This is a genomic window from Ureibacillus sp. FSL W8-0352 (assembly GCF_038004345.1).
GTDB lineage: Bacteria > Bacillota > Bacilli > Bacillales_A > Planococcaceae > Ureibacillus > Ureibacillus thermosphaericus.
Map to the genome: position 1 here is coordinate 64,896 of NZ_JBBOQT010000001.1, position 20,455 is coordinate 85,350.

At 37.2% G+C, this 20,455-nt stretch carries 15 protein-coding genes and 1 other annotated feature (1 of these 16 running past the window's edge); of the genes, 13 read left to right on the plus strand and 2 right to left on the minus strand.

What is annotated here, in order from left to right; genetic code table 11:
* Positions 1–64 (plus strand) — a binding site (T-box leader); it begins 167 nt to the left of the window's first position.
* A gap of 100 nt (positions 65–164) precedes the next feature.
* The 13 genes from ileS (at position 165) to pyrE (ending at position 16,470) form a co-directional block, all read left to right on the plus strand.
* On the plus strand, positions 165–2,927 hold the full coding sequence (gene ileS / locus NST98_RS00360) for an isoleucine--tRNA ligase (protein WP_016837490.1): 2,763 nt from the start codon (positions 165–167) through the stop codon (positions 2,925–2,927).
* A 381-nt stretch (positions 2,928–3,308) separates the two neighbouring features.
* Positions 3,309–3,788: a signal peptidase II gene (gene lspA, locus NST98_RS00365; RefSeq protein WP_340714101.1), complete on the plus strand. Its 480-nt coding sequence runs from the start codon at positions 3,309–3,311 to the stop codon at positions 3,786–3,788.
* Positions 3,785–4,699: an RluA family pseudouridine synthase gene (locus tag NST98_RS00370; protein ID WP_096550604.1), complete on the plus strand. Its 915-nt coding sequence runs from the start codon at positions 3,785–3,787 to the stop codon at positions 4,697–4,699. Before lspA ends, NST98_RS00370 begins: the two co-directional genes overlap by 4 nt.
* A gap of 300 nt (positions 4,700–4,999) precedes the next feature.
* On the plus strand, positions 5,000–5,545 hold the full coding sequence (gene pyrR / locus NST98_RS00375) for a bifunctional pyr operon transcriptional regulator/uracil phosphoribosyltransferase PyrR (RefSeq protein WP_016837486.1): 546 nt from the start codon (positions 5,000–5,002) through the stop codon (positions 5,543–5,545).
* A gap of 21 nt (positions 5,546–5,566) precedes the next feature.
* Positions 5,567–6,898, plus strand: a complete 1,332-nt coding sequence (locus tag NST98_RS00380; RefSeq protein WP_016837485.1) for a solute carrier family 23 protein — start codon at positions 5,567–5,569, stop codon at positions 6,896–6,898.
* 134 nt (positions 6,899–7,032) lie between these two features.
* Positions 7,033–7,902 (plus strand): aspartate carbamoyltransferase catalytic subunit, encoded by an 870-nt coding sequence (locus tag NST98_RS00385; RefSeq protein WP_340714102.1) that lies wholly within the window; start codon positions 7,033–7,035, stop codon positions 7,900–7,902.
* A 1-nt stretch (position 7,903) separates the two neighbouring features.
* Positions 7,904–9,178, plus strand: a complete 1,275-nt coding sequence (locus NST98_RS00390) for a dihydroorotase (protein WP_340704273.1) — start codon at positions 7,904–7,906, stop codon at positions 9,176–9,178.
* Positions 9,178–10,281, plus strand: coding sequence for a carbamoyl phosphate synthase small subunit (locus NST98_RS00395; protein ID WP_096550607.1), 1,104 nt, complete (start codon positions 9,178–9,180; stop codon positions 10,279–10,281). The genes NST98_RS00390 and NST98_RS00395 overlap by 1 nt, the downstream gene beginning before the upstream one ends.
* Positions 10,268–13,465, plus strand: a complete 3,198-nt coding sequence (gene carB, locus NST98_RS00400) for a carbamoyl-phosphate synthase large subunit (RefSeq protein ID WP_340714103.1) — start codon at positions 10,268–10,270, stop codon at positions 13,463–13,465. The genes NST98_RS00395 and carB overlap by 14 nt, the downstream gene beginning before the upstream one ends.
* Positions 13,462–14,235 carry a dihydroorotate dehydrogenase electron transfer subunit gene (locus NST98_RS00405; RefSeq protein WP_168411958.1) on the plus strand — a complete coding sequence of 258 codons (774 nt, stop codon included), beginning with the start codon at positions 13,462–13,464 and terminating at the stop codon, positions 14,233–14,235. Before carB ends, NST98_RS00405 begins: the two co-directional genes overlap by 4 nt.
* Positions 14,232–15,143: a dihydroorotate dehydrogenase gene (locus tag NST98_RS00410; protein ID WP_168411959.1), complete on the plus strand. Its 912-nt coding sequence runs from the start codon at positions 14,232–14,234 to the stop codon at positions 15,141–15,143. The genes NST98_RS00405 and NST98_RS00410 overlap by 4 nt, the downstream gene beginning before the upstream one ends.
* The gene (gene pyrF, locus NST98_RS00415; protein WP_340714104.1) at positions 15,143–15,841 is read left to right on the plus strand and encodes an orotidine-5'-phosphate decarboxylase; all 699 of its coding nucleotides are present in this window, start codon (positions 15,143–15,145) and stop codon (positions 15,839–15,841) included. The genes NST98_RS00410 and pyrF overlap by 1 nt, the downstream gene beginning before the upstream one ends.
* A complete protein-coding gene (pyrE, locus tag NST98_RS00420) occupies positions 15,841–16,470 on the plus strand; it encodes an orotate phosphoribosyltransferase (protein ID WP_340714105.1) in 630 nt (209 codons plus the stop codon). Before pyrF ends, pyrE begins: the two co-directional genes overlap by 1 nt.
* A 46-nt stretch (positions 16,471–16,516) precedes the next feature.
* Here pyrE and NST98_RS00425 read toward each other — a convergent pair whose 3' ends face one another.
* Both NST98_RS00425 and NST98_RS00430 read right to left on the minus strand, forming a co-directional pair.
* Entirely contained in the window at positions 16,517–18,445 is a 1,929-nt protein-coding gene (locus NST98_RS00425; protein WP_340714106.1) for a serine hydrolase domain-containing protein, read from the minus strand.
* A 242-nt stretch (positions 18,446–18,687) separates the two neighbouring features.
* Positions 18,688–20,370, minus strand: coding sequence for an Rqc2 family fibronectin-binding protein (locus tag NST98_RS00430; protein WP_016837475.1), 1,683 nt, complete (start codon positions 20,368–20,370; stop codon positions 18,688–18,690).
* Between the last annotated feature and the right edge of the window lie 85 nt (positions 20,371–20,455).

The window sequence follows — 20,455 nt, forward strand, 5'->3', positions numbered from 1 at the left end:
TCAATTATTTTATTGACGTTGTGAATAAGGGTGGTACCACGGGCAATCGTTTCTCGTCCCTATAGGGATAGAGAAACTTTTTTTATTTTGAGAGTGAATTTCTATTTTGCAAAATTTAAATTTAAAAATACGTATAGGTCAAAATAATTAAAGGAGGAAGTTGAATGGTAGAGTATAAAGATACGTTATTAATGCCTAAAACTGATTTTCCAATGCGTGGAAATCTTCCGGTTAACGAACCAAAAATTCAAGAAAAATGGGAACAAATGAATATTAATAAGCTGGTAAATGACCGTACGAAAGGTCGTCCAGAATTCGTATTACATGATGGTCCTCCATATGCAAACGGGGATATTCATATTGGACATGCATTAAATAAAATCCTTAAAGATATGATTAACCGTCATCGTTCTATGACAGGTTACCATGTTCCATATATTCCAGGTTGGGATACGCACGGGCTTCCAATTGAACATGCGTTAACGAAAAAAGGTGTTAATCGCAAAGAAATGTCAATTGCCGAATTCCGCAAACTTTGCGAAGAATATGCTTACGAACAAATTGAAAATCAAAAGGCCCAATTCAAGCGTTTAGGCGTACGGGGTGATTGGGAAAATCCATACATTACATTAAAACCTGAATTCGAAGCCCGCCAAATTGAAGTGTTCGGCCGCATGGCGGAGAAAGGGTACATTTACAAAGGGTTAAAACCTGTTTACTGGTCTCCGTCTTCCGAGTCTGCATTGGCGGAAGCGGAAATTGAATATAAAGATGTGAAATCACCATCCATTTATGTGAGCTTTGAAATTAAAGACGCAAAAGGCGTTGTTCCTGAAGATGCAAAATTCATCATCTGGACAACTACACCTTGGACAATTCCAGCTAACTTAGGTATTTCTGTTAACCCGGAATTTACGTATGCCGTTGTGAAAGTGGATGGCAACTTATATATCGTTGCAAAAGAATTGATTGAAAACGTTTCAAAAGAAATTGGATGGGAACAAGTTGAAATCGTTCAAGAAGTAAAAGGACAACAATTGGAATATATTGTTGCGAAACATCCATTCTATGACCGCGATTCTTTAGTAATGGTTGGAGAACACGTAACACTCGATGCAGGTACTGGATGTGTTCATACTGCACCTGGACACGGGGAAGACGACTATATCGTAGGGAAAAAATACGGTTTGGACGTATTGAGCCCAATCGATGACCGAGGCTGCTATACTAATGAAGCACCTGGATTTGAAGGCATGTTCTATGATGATGCCAATAAAGTGGTGACTGAAAAATTAAAAGAGGTCGGAGCTTTATTAAAATTAAATTTCTTTACGCACTCCTATCCACATGACTGGCGTACAAAAAAACCGGTTATTTTCCGTGCAACGCCGCAATGGTTCTGTTCCATCGAACCGTTCCGCGATCAATTGTTGGAAGCGATTGAAAATACAACATTTACACCAAGCTGGGGTAAAATTCGCCTTTACAACATGATTCGCGATCGTGGTGACTGGTGTATTTCCCGTCAACGGGCTTGGGGTGTGCCCATTCCGGTATTTTACGCTGAAAATGGAGAAGAAATTATTACGCCAGAAACAATTGCTCACGTAGCAAAATTGTTCCGTGAACACGGTTCAAATATTTGGTTTGAAAAAGAAGCAAAAGATTTATTACCTGAAGGTTTTACTCATCCAGGCAGTCCAAACGGAAAATTTACGAAAGAAAAAGATATTATGGACGTGTGGTTCGATTCTGGTTCCACTCACCAAGGTGTGCTTGTTGAACGAGGCATGAAATATCCTGCTGACCTTTATTTAGAAGGTTCTGACCAATATCGTGGATGGTTTAACTCATCGTTAATTACATCTGTTGCAATTAATGGACATGCTCCATATAAAGGGCTTTTATCTCATGGTTTCGTTCTAGATGGTGAAGGACGCAAAATGAGTAAATCCCTTGGAAACGTCATCGCTCCTGAACAAGTGATGAAACAATATGGTGCGGATATTCTTCGTCTATGGGTTGCTTCTGTAGATTATACAGGTGATGTTCGTATTTCGATGGACATGTTGAAACAAATTTCTGAAGTGTATCGTAAAATCCGAAATACGCTTCGTTATTTACACGGGAATCTATACGATTTCAATCCAAAAACGGACCGAGTGCCATATGAAGAATTGCGTGAAGTGGATCAATATATGTACATGCGCTTGCAGGATGTATTAAAACAAGTGCGTGCTGCATATGACAGATATGATTTCTCAGCAGTTTATCATTCCATCAACAACTTTGTGTCTGTTGAATTGTCAGCATTCTATTTAGATGTTGCGAAAGACGTAGTATATATTGAGGCGCCAAACAATCCAGCTCGCCGTGCGATGCAATCAGTGATGTATGATTGCTTGCACACATTATTAAAGGTTCTAACACCAATCATCCCACATACGACGGATGAATTATGGTCTTATTTAAATGAAGAAGAAGCTTCTGTTCAATTAACAGACTTCCCAGAAGTTGATGAACGCAGCAACTTCAAAGAACTTCGTGAAAAATGGAATCAAGTGATGGAGATTCGTGACGAAGTATTAAAAGCTTTAGAAGAGGCACGTAACGCGAAAATCATTGGTAAACCATTAGATGCAAAAGTGGCTGTTTATGCAGATGATGAAGAAGTATTAGCATTATTAAATGATGAACATGTTGACTTTAAACAAATTTCACTTGTATCACAATTTGTTGTTCTAGGCAATAGAAAAGATGCACCAAACAATGCTGTAGAGCTAGATAAAACATCCATTGCTGTTGAGAAAGCGAATGGTGAAAAATGCGAACGTTGCTGGTCTTATGCTGAAACTGTTGGACAAAACGAAAAACATTCAACATTGTGTGCTCGCTGTGCAGAAATTGTAATCAATCATTACGAATAATTAATAGACCGCTTTTGAATTACTTTTGTAATTCAAGGGCGGTTTTTGTTTGCAAATACATCTTTTTTAATAAAATGGTTAGTAGGGAAATTTAATGGAGCGATATATGAATTTGTAAGATTGTTACAAAATGGTTTTTCACATGAACAATGGAGTTATCTACACGAGCGGGGAGTGTATCCGCACAAGTAGGAGGATTATCTACACGAGCGGGGAGTGTATCCGCACAAGTAGGAGGATTATATACACGAGCGGGGAGTGTATCCGCACAAGTGTTTTGTAATTTTACATCGGAATTGAAATAAAAGGAATAGTTTCTCTGTATTAATTGAAGGAATATGTTAGAATAATGAAGATATATAGGCAAACGGGGGAAAGAATGTGTTTAAATACTACGTTTTAGCACTATTCATCATATTGATTGATCAAATTACAAAATGGTTTATCGTGACGAGGATGCAAATAGGTGATCGGATTGGCATATGGGATCCTTGGATTGGTATTTTAAGTCATCGAAATCGTGGAGCAGCTTGGGGAATGCTTCAAGGACAAATGTGGATTTTTTATATTGTCACGATTATTGTAATTGTCGGTGTGATTTATTATTTTCATAAAGAAGGAAAAAATAAGCCTTTCCTTGGCGTTAGTTTAATGATTTTATTAGGTGGGGCAATCGGCAACTTTATTGATCGAGTTTTTCGAGGTGAAGTGGTTGATTTTATTGATGTTTTCATTCCAATTATCCGCTATGATTTTCCTATTTTTAATGTAGCAGATGCGGCATTGACGATATCCGTAGTCATGTTGATAATTGTGATATTAAAGGAAGATCAAAAAGAACAGAGAAAGGTGAAACAATGACAGTTGTATCCATAACAATTGAAGCAGAACATGCAGGAGAACGAATTGATAAAGCTTTATCAACTATTCAAGAGGACTGGTCTAGAACACAAATATCAAATTGGATTGAAGAAGGGCTAATAAAAGTAAACGGCAAGGAAGTAAAGGCTAAATATAAAGTAAAAGAAGGGGATTCTATTGAAGTAGATGTTCCCGAACCTGAAATACTTGAAGTAATCCCTGAAAATTTAGAGTTGGATATTGTGTATGAAGATTCTGATGTACTTGTTGTGAATAAACCAAGGGGGATGGTAGTTCATCCTGCCCCAGGACATATGACAGGTACATTAGTGAATGGCTTAATGTATCATTGTAAAGATTTATCTGGAATTAACGGGGTTCTTCGTCCAGGGATTGTTCATCGCATCGATAAAGATACTTCTGGTCTGTTAATGGTTGCTAAAAATGACCAAGCCCATCATTCGCTTGTTGAACAGTTAGTGAATAAAACAGTAAAACGAAAATATACTGCATTAGTTCATGGACATATTCCACATAATAAAGGGACCATTGATGCTCCCATTGGTCGGGATCCGAAAGACCGCCAAAAACAGGCTGTTGTCAACAATGGAAAAGAAGCAATTACTCATTTCCAAGTGTTGGAACGTTTTGGAGGAAAATATACATTAGTGGAATGTCAATTAGAAACAGGTCGCACTCATCAAATTCGCGTTCATATGAAATATATCGGTTATCCATTAGTGGGAGATCCGAAATATGGTCCAAAGAAAACGATTGATTTTGGAGGACAAGTTTTACATGCAGGTGTTTTAGGTTTCGTGCATCCTAGAACAAATGAATTTATGGAATTTGAAGCACCTTTACCTCATGATTTTGTAAATTTACTTGAACAATTAAGAAAAGAGTGTTGACTTGGAAGATAATTAGTTCTATACTTTACAGAAGTAGAATAACATCAAACGACAATAAAATATGAGTACCTTTAATGGCAGTCCAGAGAGGCTGAAAAGGTAATGAGATATGTTGGATGGAATGGGTAAGGCCCTATTATATCTAATTTGGGTGAAGTGTACCCAATTTTAACAGGGGTTCCTATATTCAATTACTATACCAACATACTATTTTACTGTAACTTCAACCTCTTAAGCTGGCGGCTTAAGAGGTTTTTTTGTGCAAAGTGATTGGATTATGAAATAAGGAGGAATTTATGAATGGCTCAAGTCACAGAATTGTTAGACGCACAGGCGATGAACCGAGCGTTAACGAGAATTGCTCACGAAATTATTGAACGAAATAAGGGAATTGACAAAGTTATTTTAGTTGGCATTAGGACTCGCGGTACTTATCTTGCAAGGAGATTGGCTGAGAGAATCGAAAAAATTGAAGGTACAAAAGTTCGCACAGGTGAATTAGATATTACATTATACCGCGATGATTTATCTACGAAATTTGATGAGGACGAGCCAACTGTACAACAAGTGGATATTGATTACGTTGTGAATGATCAAAAAATAGTTCTTGTTGATGACGTGCTCTATACAGGTAGAACTGTACGCGCAGCACTTGATGCAGTGATGGATTTAGGGCGTCCTGCTCAAATTCAGCTTGCTGTATTAATTGACAGAGGACATAGGGAATTGCCAATTCGGGCAGATTATGTAGGGAAAAACATTCCGACTTCCAGTTCTGAAAAAATTGTTGTTCATGTAACAGAAGTAGACGGAAAAGATCAAGTTACTTTACACAAATCAAACTAATGAAGATAGAGAGGTAAAATTATGTCAAATCAAGTTATCGATATTAATGAAAAACCTTCTAGTGGACAACTCATTACATTAAGTTTTCAACATATGTTTGCCATGTTCGGATCGACGATTTTAGTGCCCCAATTAGTTGGGTTAAGTCCAGCGATTGCACTTTTAACAAGCGGTATTGCAACAATAATCTTTTTGATTGTAACACAATTTAAAGTACCAGCTTATTTAGGTTCATCCTTCGCATTTATTGCACCGATGTTATTAGTATCTGGCGGTTTAGATCCAGAGGGTGCAGCAGTGAATCCTGGAAATGCAATGATTGGTGCGATGGCAGTTGGATTAGTATATGGAATTGTTTCATTACTAATATATAAAACCGGCTATAAATGGATTATGAAAATATTGCCAGCTGTTGTAGTAGGACCAGTTATCATGGTAATTGGACTTGGACTTGCTGGAGTAGCGGTAGATATGGCAATGAATATTTCAGTGGAACAAGTAAATTCTGATACAGGTCAAACAGAATTAGTAAAACAATATAGTGGCTGGCATTTTTCAGCAGCATTAGTGACTTTATTTGCAGCGATATTTTTCAACGTGTTCTTTAAAAATATTTTAAGCGCGATGCCAATTCTTTTAGGATTAGTAGTCGGGTATATATATTCCGCAATCATCGGTATCGTAGATTTTACAAAAGTAAAAGAAGCATCATGGTTTGCAGTCCCAGACTTTTTAATTCCTGGAATTCATTATGAGTTTAACGTAACATCAACAATTTTATTAGCCATGGTTCCAATTGTGATCGTAACGATTTCAGAACATATCGGTCACCAACTTGTATTAGGAAAAATCGTTGAACGAAACTATATTAAAGATCCAGGATTGCACCGCTCCATTCTTGGTGATGGTTTAGGTACATTTGTAAGTGCGCTAATTGGTGGTCCACCGAAAACGACTTATGGAGAAAACATTGGTGTATTAGGCATTACGAAAGTGTATTCAGTGTATGTCATCATGGGTGCTGCAGTGATTGCAATATTACTTTCATTCTTCGGTAAAGCAATGGCGTTAGTACAAACAATTCCAACAGCCGTTTTAGGAGGAATCTCCATCCTATTATTCGGGATTATCGCATCAAGTGGTCTTCGAATGGTTGTAGAAAACAAAGTTGATTTTGGTCAAAACCGCAACATGGTTATAGCATCTGTCATTTTAGTGGTGGGAATTGGTGGCGCAGCAATCAGATTTACTGAAGCATTTGCGATTGAAGGTATGGCACTTGCTGCTATTGTTGGCGTTATCTTAAACTTAATCCTTCCGGGTAGAGAAAAGAATATAGAAGAATTTAAATAAGAAGATATTCAATAATCCTTTAATGATTTGTCCAGTGAGGCAAAAAAGGAGACGAATGGCAAGTGCATACTTGTCATCCCTCCTAAGCCATGTATATGGCAATGAGTGTAAATAAAATTAGGAGGAAACTGACAATGAAGAATTTACTTTCAATGGAACATTTATCAAACGATGAAGTGTTGGCTATTTTAGAAAGAGCAAGAGAATTTGAACAGGGAGCGGAAACGAAGCTAACACGTTCCTATTATGTAGCGAATTTATTTTTTGAACCAAGCACTCGAACAAAAACAAGTTTCGAAATGGCAGAACGAAAAGTAGGATGTACAGTCATCCCCTTTGAAGCAGGATTTTCAAGTATGCTAAAAGGGGAAACTTTGTACGATACTGTAAAAACGTTGGAAATGATTGGACTTGATGCGGTTGTCATTCGGGCAAAGGAAGATGAATACTACAAAGAATTGCTTGAAGGAATTAATGTCGGCATTATTAACGCCGGTGATGGAACAGGGCAGCATCCATCCCAAAGTTTATTGGATTTATATACGATTTATAAAGAATTTGGACGCTTCAAAGGTTTAACAGTAACGATTGCAGGGGATATCTCTCATAGCAGAGTTGCAAAATCTGATGCCATCGCATTGCGACGATTAGGAGTAAATGTAAATTTCCTTTGTCCTCCTGAATGGGCCGGTGATTTTGAGGCACAGCACGCATGGAACGGTCTGTTAGAAGAAAGTGATGTGATTATGTTGCTTCGAATTCAACATGAACGACATGATGTATATTTTTCAAAGGAAAATTATCATCAACAATTTGGGTTGACACCCGAACGAGAAAAGCAAATGAAGGAACATGCAATCATCATGCACCCGGCGCCAGTCAATCGGGATGTGGAAATTGCTTCAGAACTAGTGGAATGTGGACGTTCAAGAATTTTTCAACAAGTACAAAACGGTGTATTTGTTCGAATGGCAATTCTTGAAACAATTTTGAAGGAGAGATAACATGGCGACGTTTATAGAGAATATCAAGATGTTAAATGACCACGGTGAACTTGTTGAAACAACGATTACGATTGAACAAGGCAAAATTGCTGCAATCGGTGAATCAAAACCAGAAAATGCTGAAGTAATTGATGGAAAAGGAAATTTTGTTTCTCCAGGATTTGTCGATGTACATGTTCATTTAAGGGAACCTGGTTTTGAACATAAAGAAACAATTGAAACGGGCACTCGATCAGCTGCTAGAGGTGGATTTACAACAATTTGTGCTATGCCAAATACAAAGCCTGTGCCAGATTCTGTTGAAAACCTTGAATATATTAAAGGATTAATTAAAAATAGTGCAGTGGTTCGTGTCCTTCCTTATGGCTCACTTACTGTTGATGAAGCCGGGGAAAAACGTACCAATATCGCTGAATTAAAAGAACATGGTGCTGTAGCTTTTTCAGATGATGGCGTGGGCGTTCAACTTGCTGCAACAATGTATGAACAAATGCAAGATGCAGCAAAAGTTGGTGCAATTGTTGTTGCCCATTGTGAAGATAACTCATTAATCTATGGCGGGGTAATGCACGAAGGGGTTCGTAATAAACAATTAGGATTACCTGGAATTCCAAGCGTTTGTGAATCGGTACAAATTGCACGGGACGTATTACTTGCCGAGGCAGCTGGGGCAAGATATCATGTTTGTCACGTTTCTACGAAAGAATCCGTTCGTACAGTAAGAGATGCTAAAAAAGCGGGCATTCGTGTTACTGCAGAAGTTTGTCCACATCATCTCCTATTAGAAGATATGGACATTCCAAGTGATGATGCAAATTGGAAAATGAATCCTCCGTTACGAGCTTCAGAAGATAAAAAAGCTTTAATTGAAGGATTACTTGATGGTACGATCGATTGCATCGCCACAGACCATGCACCACATACTACTGAAGAAAAATGTTGCGGAATGGTTGGAGCTCCTTTTGGAATTGTAGGATTTGAAACAGCCTTTCCATTGCTTTATACAAAATTTGTAGAAACAGGAATTTTTACACTAAAACAATTAGTGGATTGGATGGCTACAAAACCTGCTGAAATTTTCGAGCTTCCTTATGGAAAAATTGAGGTAGGTGCACCTGCTGACTTAACAATTATTGATTTAAATAAAGAGAAAACAATTGATGCAAATGAGTTTTATTCTAAAGGTCGCAATACGCCATTCAATGGATGGAAAGCAAAAGGTTGGCCGGTCATGACAATCTTTGAAGGAAATGTGGTTTATAAGGAGGAAGAATGATGAAAAAGCGTCTCTTAATTTTGGAAGATGGGACAGTATTTCAGGGAGAAGCGTTTGGAAGTGAACAAAGCAGTCAAGGAGAAGTTGTTTTCACAACTGGGATGACTGGGTATCAAGAAACAATTACTGACCCTTCTTTTTACGGTCAAATTGTAACATTTACTTATCCATTAATCGGTAACTATGGAATAAACAGCGATGATTTTGAAACGATTGCTCCTGTTATTCGAGGTGTTGTTGTTCGTGAATTAACGAAAATCCCATCAAATTTCCGTTCTGAAATCACTTTGGATGAGTATTTAAAAACACATAATATTCCTGGAATTGAAGGAATTGATACAAGAAAACTTACTCGCATCATTCGTTCAAAAGGTGCAGTTCGTGCGATGTTAACTGCAGCAGGCGAGGAAGTGAATGTAGAAGAAATTGTTAAACAATTAAATGAAACGCCTTATTTGAAAAATCATGTAAAAGAAGTTTCGACAAAAATGCCATTCCAAAGTCCTGGTAGAGGGAAACGAGTAGTGCTAATGGACTTTGGAATGAAAAACGGGATATTGCGTGAATTAAATAATCGTCATTGTGATGTTCTTGTAGTTCCTTATAATACACCTGCTGAAAAAATCATGAGTTTTCGTCCAGAAGGCATTCTATTATCCAATGGTCCAGGTAATCCCGCCGATGTAACAGAAGCTATTGAAACAATCAAAGAATTAATTGGGAAAGTTCCGATGTTTGGTATTTGCTTAGGGCACCAATTGATTGCATTGGCTTGCGGTGCGAAAAGCTATAAGTTACCTTTCGGACATCGTGGTGGAAACCATCCAGTAAAAAATCTTCAAACTGGTGTTGTTGAAATCACTTCGCAAAACCATGGTTATGTAATCGATGAAAACTCATTGGAAGGTACGGATTTAGAAATTACGCATGTTTCATTAAATGATGGTACAATCGAAGGTTTAAAACATAAAAAACATCCAGTCTTTTCAGTGCAATTTCATCCGGAAGCTTCACCAGGTCCGGAAGATTCGAACTATTTATTTGATGAATTTATTGCATTAATGGAACGAGCAGGGGAGGAAATAGCATATGCCAAAGCGTAAAGATATTGAAAGCATTTTAGTTATTGGTTCAGGTCCTATCGTTATTGGGCAAGCTGCAGAATTCGATTATGCTGGTACTCAAGCTTGTCTTGCATTAAAAGAAGAAGGATATAAAGTGATTCTAATAAACTCAAACCCTGCAACGATTATGACAGATACAGAAATTGCAGATAAGGTTTATATCGAACCGATTAGTTTAGAGTTTGTTTCCCGAATATTGAGAAAAGAAAGACCAGATGCCATACTTCCAACTCTTGGTGGACAAACTGGATTAAATATGGCAATTGAACTTCAAAAATCAGGTATTTTGGATGAATTAGGGATAGAAGTATTAGGAACAAAATTAGAAGCAATCCATCATGCAGAAGACCGTGAATTATTCAGAAGTTTGATGTTTGAATTAGGTGCTCCAGTGCCTGAATCCGACATCGTTCATAGTGTTGAAGAAGCAAAAGCTTTTGTTGAAAAAATCGGTTATCCAGTGATTGTTCGACCAGCCTTTACGCTAGGAGGTACTGGCGGAGGAATTTGTCACAATGAACAAGAGTTGGAAGAAATTGTTTCAAGCGGTTTAAAATATAGCCCAGTGAAACAATGTCTACTTGAAAAATCCATTGCAGGCTACAAAGAAATTGAGTTTGAAGTAATGCGCGACTCAAAAAATAATGCGATTGTAGTTTGTAGCATGGAAAACGTGGATCCAGTTGGTATTCATACTGGTGACTCAATTGTAGTAGCACCAGTCCAAACGTTAACTGATCGGGAATATCAGATGCTACGTAACATCTCATTAGATATTATCCGTGCATTAAAAATTGAAGGTGGATGTAACGTACAATTAGCACTTGATCCACATAGTTTTAAATATTATGTAATTGAAGTAAATCCTCGTGTTTCTCGTTCATCTGCTTTAGCATCTAAAGCAACAGGTTACCCAATTGCAAAAATCGCTGCAAAAATTGCGGTTGGTTTAACGCTGGATGAAATTAAAAACCCTGTTACTGGCACTACATATGCAGACTTCGAACCTGCCATCGACTATGTAGTGGCAAAAATTCCTCGTTGGCCATTTGATAAATTCGAATCTGCAAAACGTAATTTAGGTACGCAAATGAAAGCCACTGGGGAAGTAATGGCTTTAGGACGTAATTTTGAAGAAGCGATCTTAAAAGCAGTTCGATCTCTCGAGACTGGCCATTATCATATCGATTTAAAACATGCAAAAGATCATGATGATAACTGGATTGAAAAACGCATTAAGAAAGCAGGCGACGAACGGCTATTCTTTATCGCTGAAGCAATGCGCCGCAGTGTCGCTGTGGAACAAATTCATAAATGGTCACAAATCGATTTATTCTTCCTATATAAACTGAAAAACATTATCGACATGGAGACTGTTCTTTCTGAAAATAAAAATGATTTAGAAGTGTTAAAACAAGCAAAACGTCTAGGCTTTGCAGATCAAAAAATCGCTGAGCTTTGGGATATGGAAGCGAAAGAAATTTACGAACTTCGCAAATCGAATGGTATTGTACCGGTTTATAAAATGGTTGACACTTGTGCAGCGGAGTTTGAATCAGCAACTCCTTATTATTACGGAACTTACGAAGAAGAAAATGAATCGATTGTTTCCGATAAACCATCTGTCATCGTTCTTGGTTCTGGTCCAATCCGAATTGGACAAGGCGTTGAGTTCGACTATGCAACAGTGCATTCGGTTTGGGCAATTCAAGAAGCAGGGTATGAAGCAATTATTATCAACTCAAACCCTGAAACGGTATCAACAGACTTTTCAATTTCCGATAAACTCTACTTTGAGCCTTTAACGATTGAAGATGTAATGCACATTATCGATTTGGAAAAACCGATTGGAGTAGTAGTACAATTCGGTGGACAAACAGCAATTAACTTAGCAGATAAACTTGCAGCAAATGGTGTGAAAATTTTAGGTACATCATTAGAAGATATCGACAGAGCAGAAAATCGCGACTTGTTTGAACAAGCTTTAAAAGAATTAAAAATTCCACAGCCAGAGGGGGACACTGCGGTTTCATTGGATGAAGCATTGGAAATTGCAAAGAGAATCGGCTTCCCGGTATTGGTTCGTCCTTCTTACGTTCTTGGCGGCCGTGCGATGGAAATCGTTTATAACGAAAATGAATTGAAACATTATATGGAAAATGCGGTAGAAGCTTCTCCAGATCATCCTGTATTAATTGACCGTTATTTAACAGGAAAAGAAGTAGAAGTAGATGCGATTTCTGATGGAGAAAATGTACTCATTCCTGGCATTATGGAACATATTGAACGTGCTGGGGTTCACTCAGGTGACTCAATTTCCGTTTACCCACCGCAAAGTTTAACGCAAAAACAAATTGAAACGATTGTGGATTATACAACAAGATTGGCTAGAGGATTAAATATTGTCGGATTAATGAACATCCAATATGTCATTTCAGATGGAAATGTATATGTCATTGAAGTAAACCCTCGTGCATCAAGAACAGTGCCGTTCTTAAGCAAAATTACAAACATTCCGATGGCGAATGTTGCAACAAAAGCGATTTTAGGTCAATCAATCGTTGAACAAGGTTACGAAACAGGTCTAGTTGAAGAGAAAAAAGGTGTATACGTAAAAGTACCTGTATTTAGCTTTGCAAAACTACGACGCGTCGATATCACACTAGGACCTGAAATGAAGTCAACTGGTGAAGTAATGGGGAAAGACATTACTTTAGAAAAAGCATTATATAAAGGGTTGGTTGCTTCAGGTATAGAAATCAAACCGTATGGAACTGTGTTATTTACAGTAGCGGATAAAGATAAAGAAGAAGCAATTAGTCTTGCCAAACGTTTCCAATCTGTAGGTTATCGCATCATGGCGACAGAAGGAACAGCGAAAAAATTTGAAGAAGCAGGTATTCGAACAGAAGTAGTAGATAAAATTGGTGGCAAAGGTAAAACGTTGGTGGATGTAATCCAAAACGGTGATGCCCAAGTTGTAATTAATACTTTAACGAAAGGAAAACAACCTGCCCGCGACGGTTTCCGCATTCGTCGAGAAACTGTTGAAAACGGCATTCCTTGTTTAACATCATTAGATACAGCTAACGCTTTAATAACAGTCATTGAATCCATGACATTTGCAATACAGGAAATGCCGAAAGCGGAGGTATATTCATGATTCGACAAGAACGTATGACGGTAGTAAGCCAAAGGGAAATTGCAAAAGACATTTTTGAAATGACTTTGCAAGGTCAAATTGTTCAGGAGATGTCTCCTGGACAATTTGTTCATATACGAGTTTCAGATTTGTTGGAGCCTTTGTTAAGACGCCCAATTAGTATAGCGAATATTCAGAAAGAAGCAGAAGAATTTACAATTATTTATCGAGCACAAGGTAGAGGGACAAAAGTTTTATCTCAGAAACAAGTAGGCGATGAGGTGGACGTATTAGGTCCTCTCGGTAACGGTTTTCCAGTTGAAGAAGCACGTGAAGGTGAAACGGCTCTTCTTGTTGGAGGAGGGATTGGTGTTCCACCCCTCTATGAACTGTCAAAACAGTTAAATGCTAAAGGCGTTCGGACTATCCATGTACTTGGTTTCCAAACAGAAGAAGTAGCGTTTTATGAAGAAGAGTTTACAAAATTAGGCGAAACCTATTATGTAACGGATGACGGATCAAAAGGTTTTAAAGGATTCGTTACGGATTTATTGAATGAATTAAATCCAGATTTTAATATCTTTTATTCATGTGGCCCGCTGCCGATGTTAAGAGCATTAGCTTCAATGTATGAGGAGAAAAAAGGATATTTATCCCTTGAGGAACGTATGGGCTGCGGCATTGGTGCTTGTTTTGCTTGCATTTGCAAAACGGAAGAAGGGCAAGAGAAAGACTACGTTAAAATTTGTTCAGATGGTCCTGTATTTGAGAAAGGAGTTGTGAAATTATGAATCGATTAGATATCCAACTCCCTGGTTTACAATTAAAAAATCCGATTATGCCTGCTTCTGGTTGTTTCGGATTTGGCCGTGAATATGCCGGGTTGTATGACCTTTCCAAGTTGGGAGCCATTATGATTAAAGCAACGACAGTAGAACCCCGACTTGGAAATCCGACGCCTCGTGTAGCAGAAACACCTGCTGGAATGCTGAATGCCATCGGATTACAAAATCCAGGACTCGAAAAAGTCATGGCTGAAGAATTACCTTGGTTAGAACGCTTTGATGTGCCGATTATCGCTAATGTAGCAGGTACTACACCGGAAGATTATGTGGAAGTGGCAAGACGCATTTCAACTGCTCCAAATGTAAAAGCATTAGAATTAAATATTTCTTGCCCGAATGTTAAGCAAGGAGGCATTACGTTCGGAACAGACCCTGTGATTGCTAGAGAACTTGTAGAACAAGTGAAGGCCGTTTCTCAAGTTCCTGTATATGTGAAACTTTCACCTAATGTAACGAATATCGTGGAAATGGCACAAGCGGTTGAAATAGGCGGAGCCGATGGAATTACGATGATTAATACATTATTGGGCATGCGACTCGATGAAAAAACTGGAAAACCAGTCATCGCCAATGTTACAGGAGGACTATCCGGTCCAGCGGTAAAACCGATTGCTTTACGAATGGTTTATGAAGTATATAAAGCGGTAGATATTCCGATTATCGGTATGGGTGGCATTTCTTGCGTTCAAGACGTAATCGACTTTATGTCTGCTGGTGCATCAGCAGTTGCAGTAGGTACAATGAACTTTATCGATCCTTTCATTTGTCCGAATATAATTGATGCCCTTCCAGCGAAGTTAGATGAGCTTGGAGTAAAGCATATTAAAGAGATTATCGGAAGGAGCCATCGTTAATGAACAAACCGATTATCGCGTTAGATTTTCCGAGTGAAATTGAAGTTTTTCAGTTTTTAAACCAATTCGATGAAAAATTGTTTGTAAAAGTTGGAATGGAGCTTTTTTATCAAGAAGGTCCTGATATTGTAAGAAAAATTAAGGATTTAGGACATGATATATTCCTTGATTTAAAACTTCATGACATTCCAAATACAGTGAAATCTGCAATGAAAGGGCTAGCTCGTTTGGGCGTTGATTTAGTAAATGTGCATGCAGCCGGCGGAAAAAATATGATGGAAGCAGCCATTGAAGGATTAGAGGCAGGAAGTGCTGACAAAAGGCCAATGCTCATTGCCGTGACTCAATTAACGTCTACAACGGAAGAACAAATGCAAAAGGAGCAAAAAATCCCATTATCCTTGTTAGATTCAGTATTGCATTATGCACAATTAACGAAAGATGCTGGATTAGATGGAGTTGTTTGCTCTGTTCATGAAGCAAAAAATATTGCGGAGGTATGTGGAGAAACGTTCTTACGAGTGACACCTGGAATTCGACTGCCTGGTGGAGATGCTCACGATCAGAAACGGATTGCAACTCCTGACTATGCCCGAATTAATGGCTCTTCTTATATTGTTATTGGACGAGCAGTGACTAAAGCAGAAAATCCTGTAGAAGCTTATAAAAAGGTATGCCAACTTTGGGAGGGAATTTAATGGCTATTGAAAAAGAAATTGCCCAAATCATGTTATCAGTAGGTGCTGTTGAATTAAACGCATCGGAATTATTTACTTGGGCAAGTGGAATTAAATCACCCATTTATTGTGATACACGTTTAACCATTTCTTATCCAGAAGCAAGAAAACAAATTGCGAAAGGTTTAGCGGAAAAAATTAAAGAACATTTTCCTGAAACAGAAGTGGTTGCAGGCACAGCAACAGCAGGAATTCCTCATGCTGCATGGGTGAGTGATGTATTACAATTGCCAATGGTATATGTGCGTTCCAAACCGAAAGATCATGGACGAGGCAATCAAATTGAGGGGAAACTAGAACCAGGTCAGAAGGTAGTTGTTGTAGAAGACATCATTTCAACTGGCGGTTCATCACTTACTGCAGTAAAAGCATTAAGAGATGCAGGATGCGAAGTCGTGGGTGTTGTATGTGTTTATACATACAATTTGCCAAAAGCCGAGGATGCTTTTGAAAATGAGGGTATAAAGTATGTCAGCTTAACGAATTTCGACTATTTAATTGAAGCGGCAAAAGATTCTGGTGCTATTAAGTCCGACGATATTCCATTCTTAAAAAATTGGCATGAAGATTTGAAAGCTGGTAGATTATAATAAAAAAATTCTCCTGAGTCATTAAAATGATTCAGGAGAATTTTTTTTAAGCAAAACCAGGAAAAAATCTCCAGTAGATGCAGTATGGGATGAAAAGAAGGTAACCCATTAGAATGACCAAATAGCCGATTTTTCTTTTTTTCGAAACATTTCTATACAATTGATAATACAATCCAAACAGTAACATGGTCAAAATACCAGTAATCACAGGTACATACAGCAATATTTGTACGAGTTTTGGTAGGCCAAAAGCAACTGCAGGGAACCCAGCTATTTGATTTATAAAACATAATTGAAAGATTGGAAATGGAAATGAAAGATTTAATAAACTAATTACTCCACAGAGTTGAAGGAAAGGCAATTCCATATAAGCATAGAATTTCTTATTTCTTTTAATAAAATGGATGATTGAATAGATGAGTGTTATGACAAATAGTATTGTAAAAATAGTTAGGAACACTAGCTGTGATATCACTTTTTCATACCAAGGAATTTTTTCATAAGTGGTGTGATAACCATTACCTGTATGCATCAATAATTTTCCGTCAAGATTTTCAAAAGCAACATATCCTTCCATATCACTACGTTGAAACAGCATCGGTTCAATTTGTGTGAGCGTTGCTTCTTTTTCAAATCCTCCCCAACCTGCTGTATCGCCTGGACCTGAAACAACAAGTTGTAAAGTGCCATCATGATTTGCAGTAATATCAATCATCATCCCGGAGAAAAAGCTACCAACTTTCATGATATTTTGATGTTGCTGGATTGCTCGATAAGTACCTTCTAATTTCTTTGCTTCCTCTAATGTTAAGGGAATACCAGTCTTTTTTGCTTTCTTTTCAAAAAAGTAATCGAAAAAAGTAGTGGTTAATTCATTAAGTAAATCATCTCCTCGAATATTTTGAAAATATACGAATCCTATTTGTTCTTCAGGTATAAACAACATTCTGGTTGTTACTCCAAATCCACTGCCATCTCTAACAAGTGCCCTTTTGTTGTTTTGAAAGAATTCAAAAAATCCATAAGTAACACCTGCTAGATTGTTATGTCCACGGTATTGCGGTTGAATCATAGATTGTACTGCTTCTTGTTTTAATATTTCGATTCCATCAAATGTGCCATTTTTCATTAAGGCAATTAGTAAATTGCTAACTTCTGCTGGAGTGCTACTTAGACCTCCTGAAGGCGGAGTGGAGCCATATAAAAACTCTGTTTCAATAAACTTATTATCTTCAAATAAATAGGTAGTGGCTAGACTATGTTGTAATGACTTTGGAATGGTTTGAGAGAATGTACTGTAGTTCATAGAAAGCGGCTGAAGAATTTTTTCCTTTACATAAACATCAAATGTTTTTCCAGTGATATTTTCAATAATATGAGCAGCTAATACGGAACCCATTCCACCGTAGGCAATGCCCGTACCGGGTTGAATAGTTGGTTTTCTCAAATCTTTTATTAATGTGTCATGAAGAGGCGGAATGGCATCCGCATTTAACACAAAAGTTCCAACATCTTTAGATGGAAAGCCTTCTGTATGGGTAAGCAAATGGTGAATTTTAATTCCTTTCAATCGATGGATAAGTGGATCATCTTCTGCTAAATATTTTGATACTTCATCATGAACCGATAATTTGCCTTCTTCTTGCAATTTTAAAATTGCCATCAGTACATAAATTTTTGATAATGAAGCAACCCGAAATAGAGTCTTTTCTGGGTCAACCCCAATTTTTTTATCAATATTTGCGTAGCCGTATCCTTTTGAAATTATTCTTTTTCCATCTTTCACTAATATGAAACCGACACCTGGAACATGCTTTTTTGACATCTCCTTTGAAAAAAATTCATCAAAAAACTGTTCGATTTCAGCTTGTGATTTATGAAATTCTGATGCCTTTGCCTTTTGAGGTGATTGAATGAGAAATGCAAATAGTAGGACGAATATACTGAGGCAATGAATAAATTTGAATTGCATCATTATTCCTCCTGAAAATTTTACAGATGAATCGTTAATTTCTATGCATTTATAGAGTAATTAATAACTTGGTAATGCAATAATATTGAGCCAATATTTTAACAAAAGGTGTTTGGAAAAAAGAGGTTGTTGATTATTTTTAGTAAGGCTCAAGCTTTAGGGTTATTTATAAACCAGAAGGCTTGAATTATTTTAAAAAAATAGTACAAACCGTCGTATAGGTTTGCACTACAATAATAAAAAGATCAATCTTTTTTCTTAAGTTTTAATACAACTTCTTCATCCGGTGTGACATAGAGCGTTTTTTGCTCAAAATAAATCACGAAACCTGGTTTTGCTCCATTCGGCTTTTTCACATGTCGAATTTTCGTATAGTCTACTGGTACAGAAGAGGAGCTTCTTGCTTTGCTAAAATAGGCGCTTAATATAGCAGCTTCTTTCAATGTTGTCTCGTCTGGATTATCCGAATGAATGACGACATGTGATCCTGGAATATCTTTTGTGTGAAGCCAAGTATCGGATTTTTTAGCTAATTTAAAGGTTAAATAGTCGTTTTGTTTATTGTTTTTGCCGACCGATATAGGAACCCCTGTTGATGACATAAATTTTTCAGGAACAGGTTTTAATTGTTTTTGCTTTTGTTTTTTGTTTCGTTTTTTCAAATAGCCTTGTTCTGCTAGTTCATCACGAATTTCTTCAATATCCGTTGGGCTTGCTTGGTTTACTTGGTTGATGAGCATTTCAAAATATTCAATTTCCTCTTTTGTTTTATCAATTTGCTCTTTTACCCGAATGAGCGCATGTTTAGCTTTATTGTATTTCGAATAATAGCTTTGGGCATTTTCGATAGGTGTTTTTCTTTCATCTAATGGTATTGTCAATTCTTGTTCATTGTAGTAATTCGTTACGGTAACTTCCTTCATGCCTTTGTCGAATTGGTATAAATTAGCCATTAATAGTTCGCCATATAATTGGTATTGATCTAATTTGGAAGCTTGTTCTAAATCTTTATGTAACTTTTTTAATTTTGTTTTCAATTTATTGATTTCATTTTGTAAAAAGCGTTCTAAGTCGCCCGCTTGTTGTTTTACACGGTCCCTTTCAGCTCTTGCGTAAAATGCTCGGTCTAGGAGGGAGCTTAAATCAACAAAAAACGTATTTTTCCTCGATACATGAGTAATTGTTGTCGGTGAAAAATAAGGTTTTCCATCAACTTCTAAATAAGTAGGATTAGCACTAGCAAGAATTTCGTTTATAAACGTGCGGAATATTTCAATTTTATTGTTTTCGTCCTTCATTCGATGCAATAATTCTTTAGCATGAAAAGGAGAAAATCCAGCAAAATGAGCAACTACTTCTTGTGATGTTTTTTCATTTGAGAAAAAGTTCGTAATCTCCTCATCAGATATTGTAATCGGATTGGCTTTTTGTTGTGCTGGTGGATGGATATACTCAAATCCTGGAAGCACTGTTCGATAACTGTTAACGGAAGGTGGTAAATGTTTTAATCCATCGATGATTTTATTTTCATCGTCAACTAAAATTAAATTACTATGTCGTCCCATTATTTCAACGATTAACTTCCGAGTCACTTGGTCACCAATTTCGTTTTTACTTTCAATGTGAAAAGTAATCAATCTCTCAAAACCATTGTTTTCAATTCGAGTAATAATGCCGCCTTCAATATGTTTGCGGAGGAGCATGCAAAACATTGGTGGTTCTTGTGGATTTTCAATCGATTCTTTTGTTAAGTGAACTCGTGCATATGATGGGTGAATAGAAAATAATAATTTTTCATTTTTCCCTCTTGCTCGGATATGGAGCACTACTTCCAATGCATTTGGTTGATGAACTTTTGAAATTCGACCAGTTTCAAGTCTCTTCAACTCATTGATCATCGCTACTGTAAATAATCCATCAAATGCCATAATTGTTCCTCTTTTCTTGAAAAATCACTGATATATTATTTTATCATGTTTTTATATCTCTGCATTGATTCTAATGCAATTCATA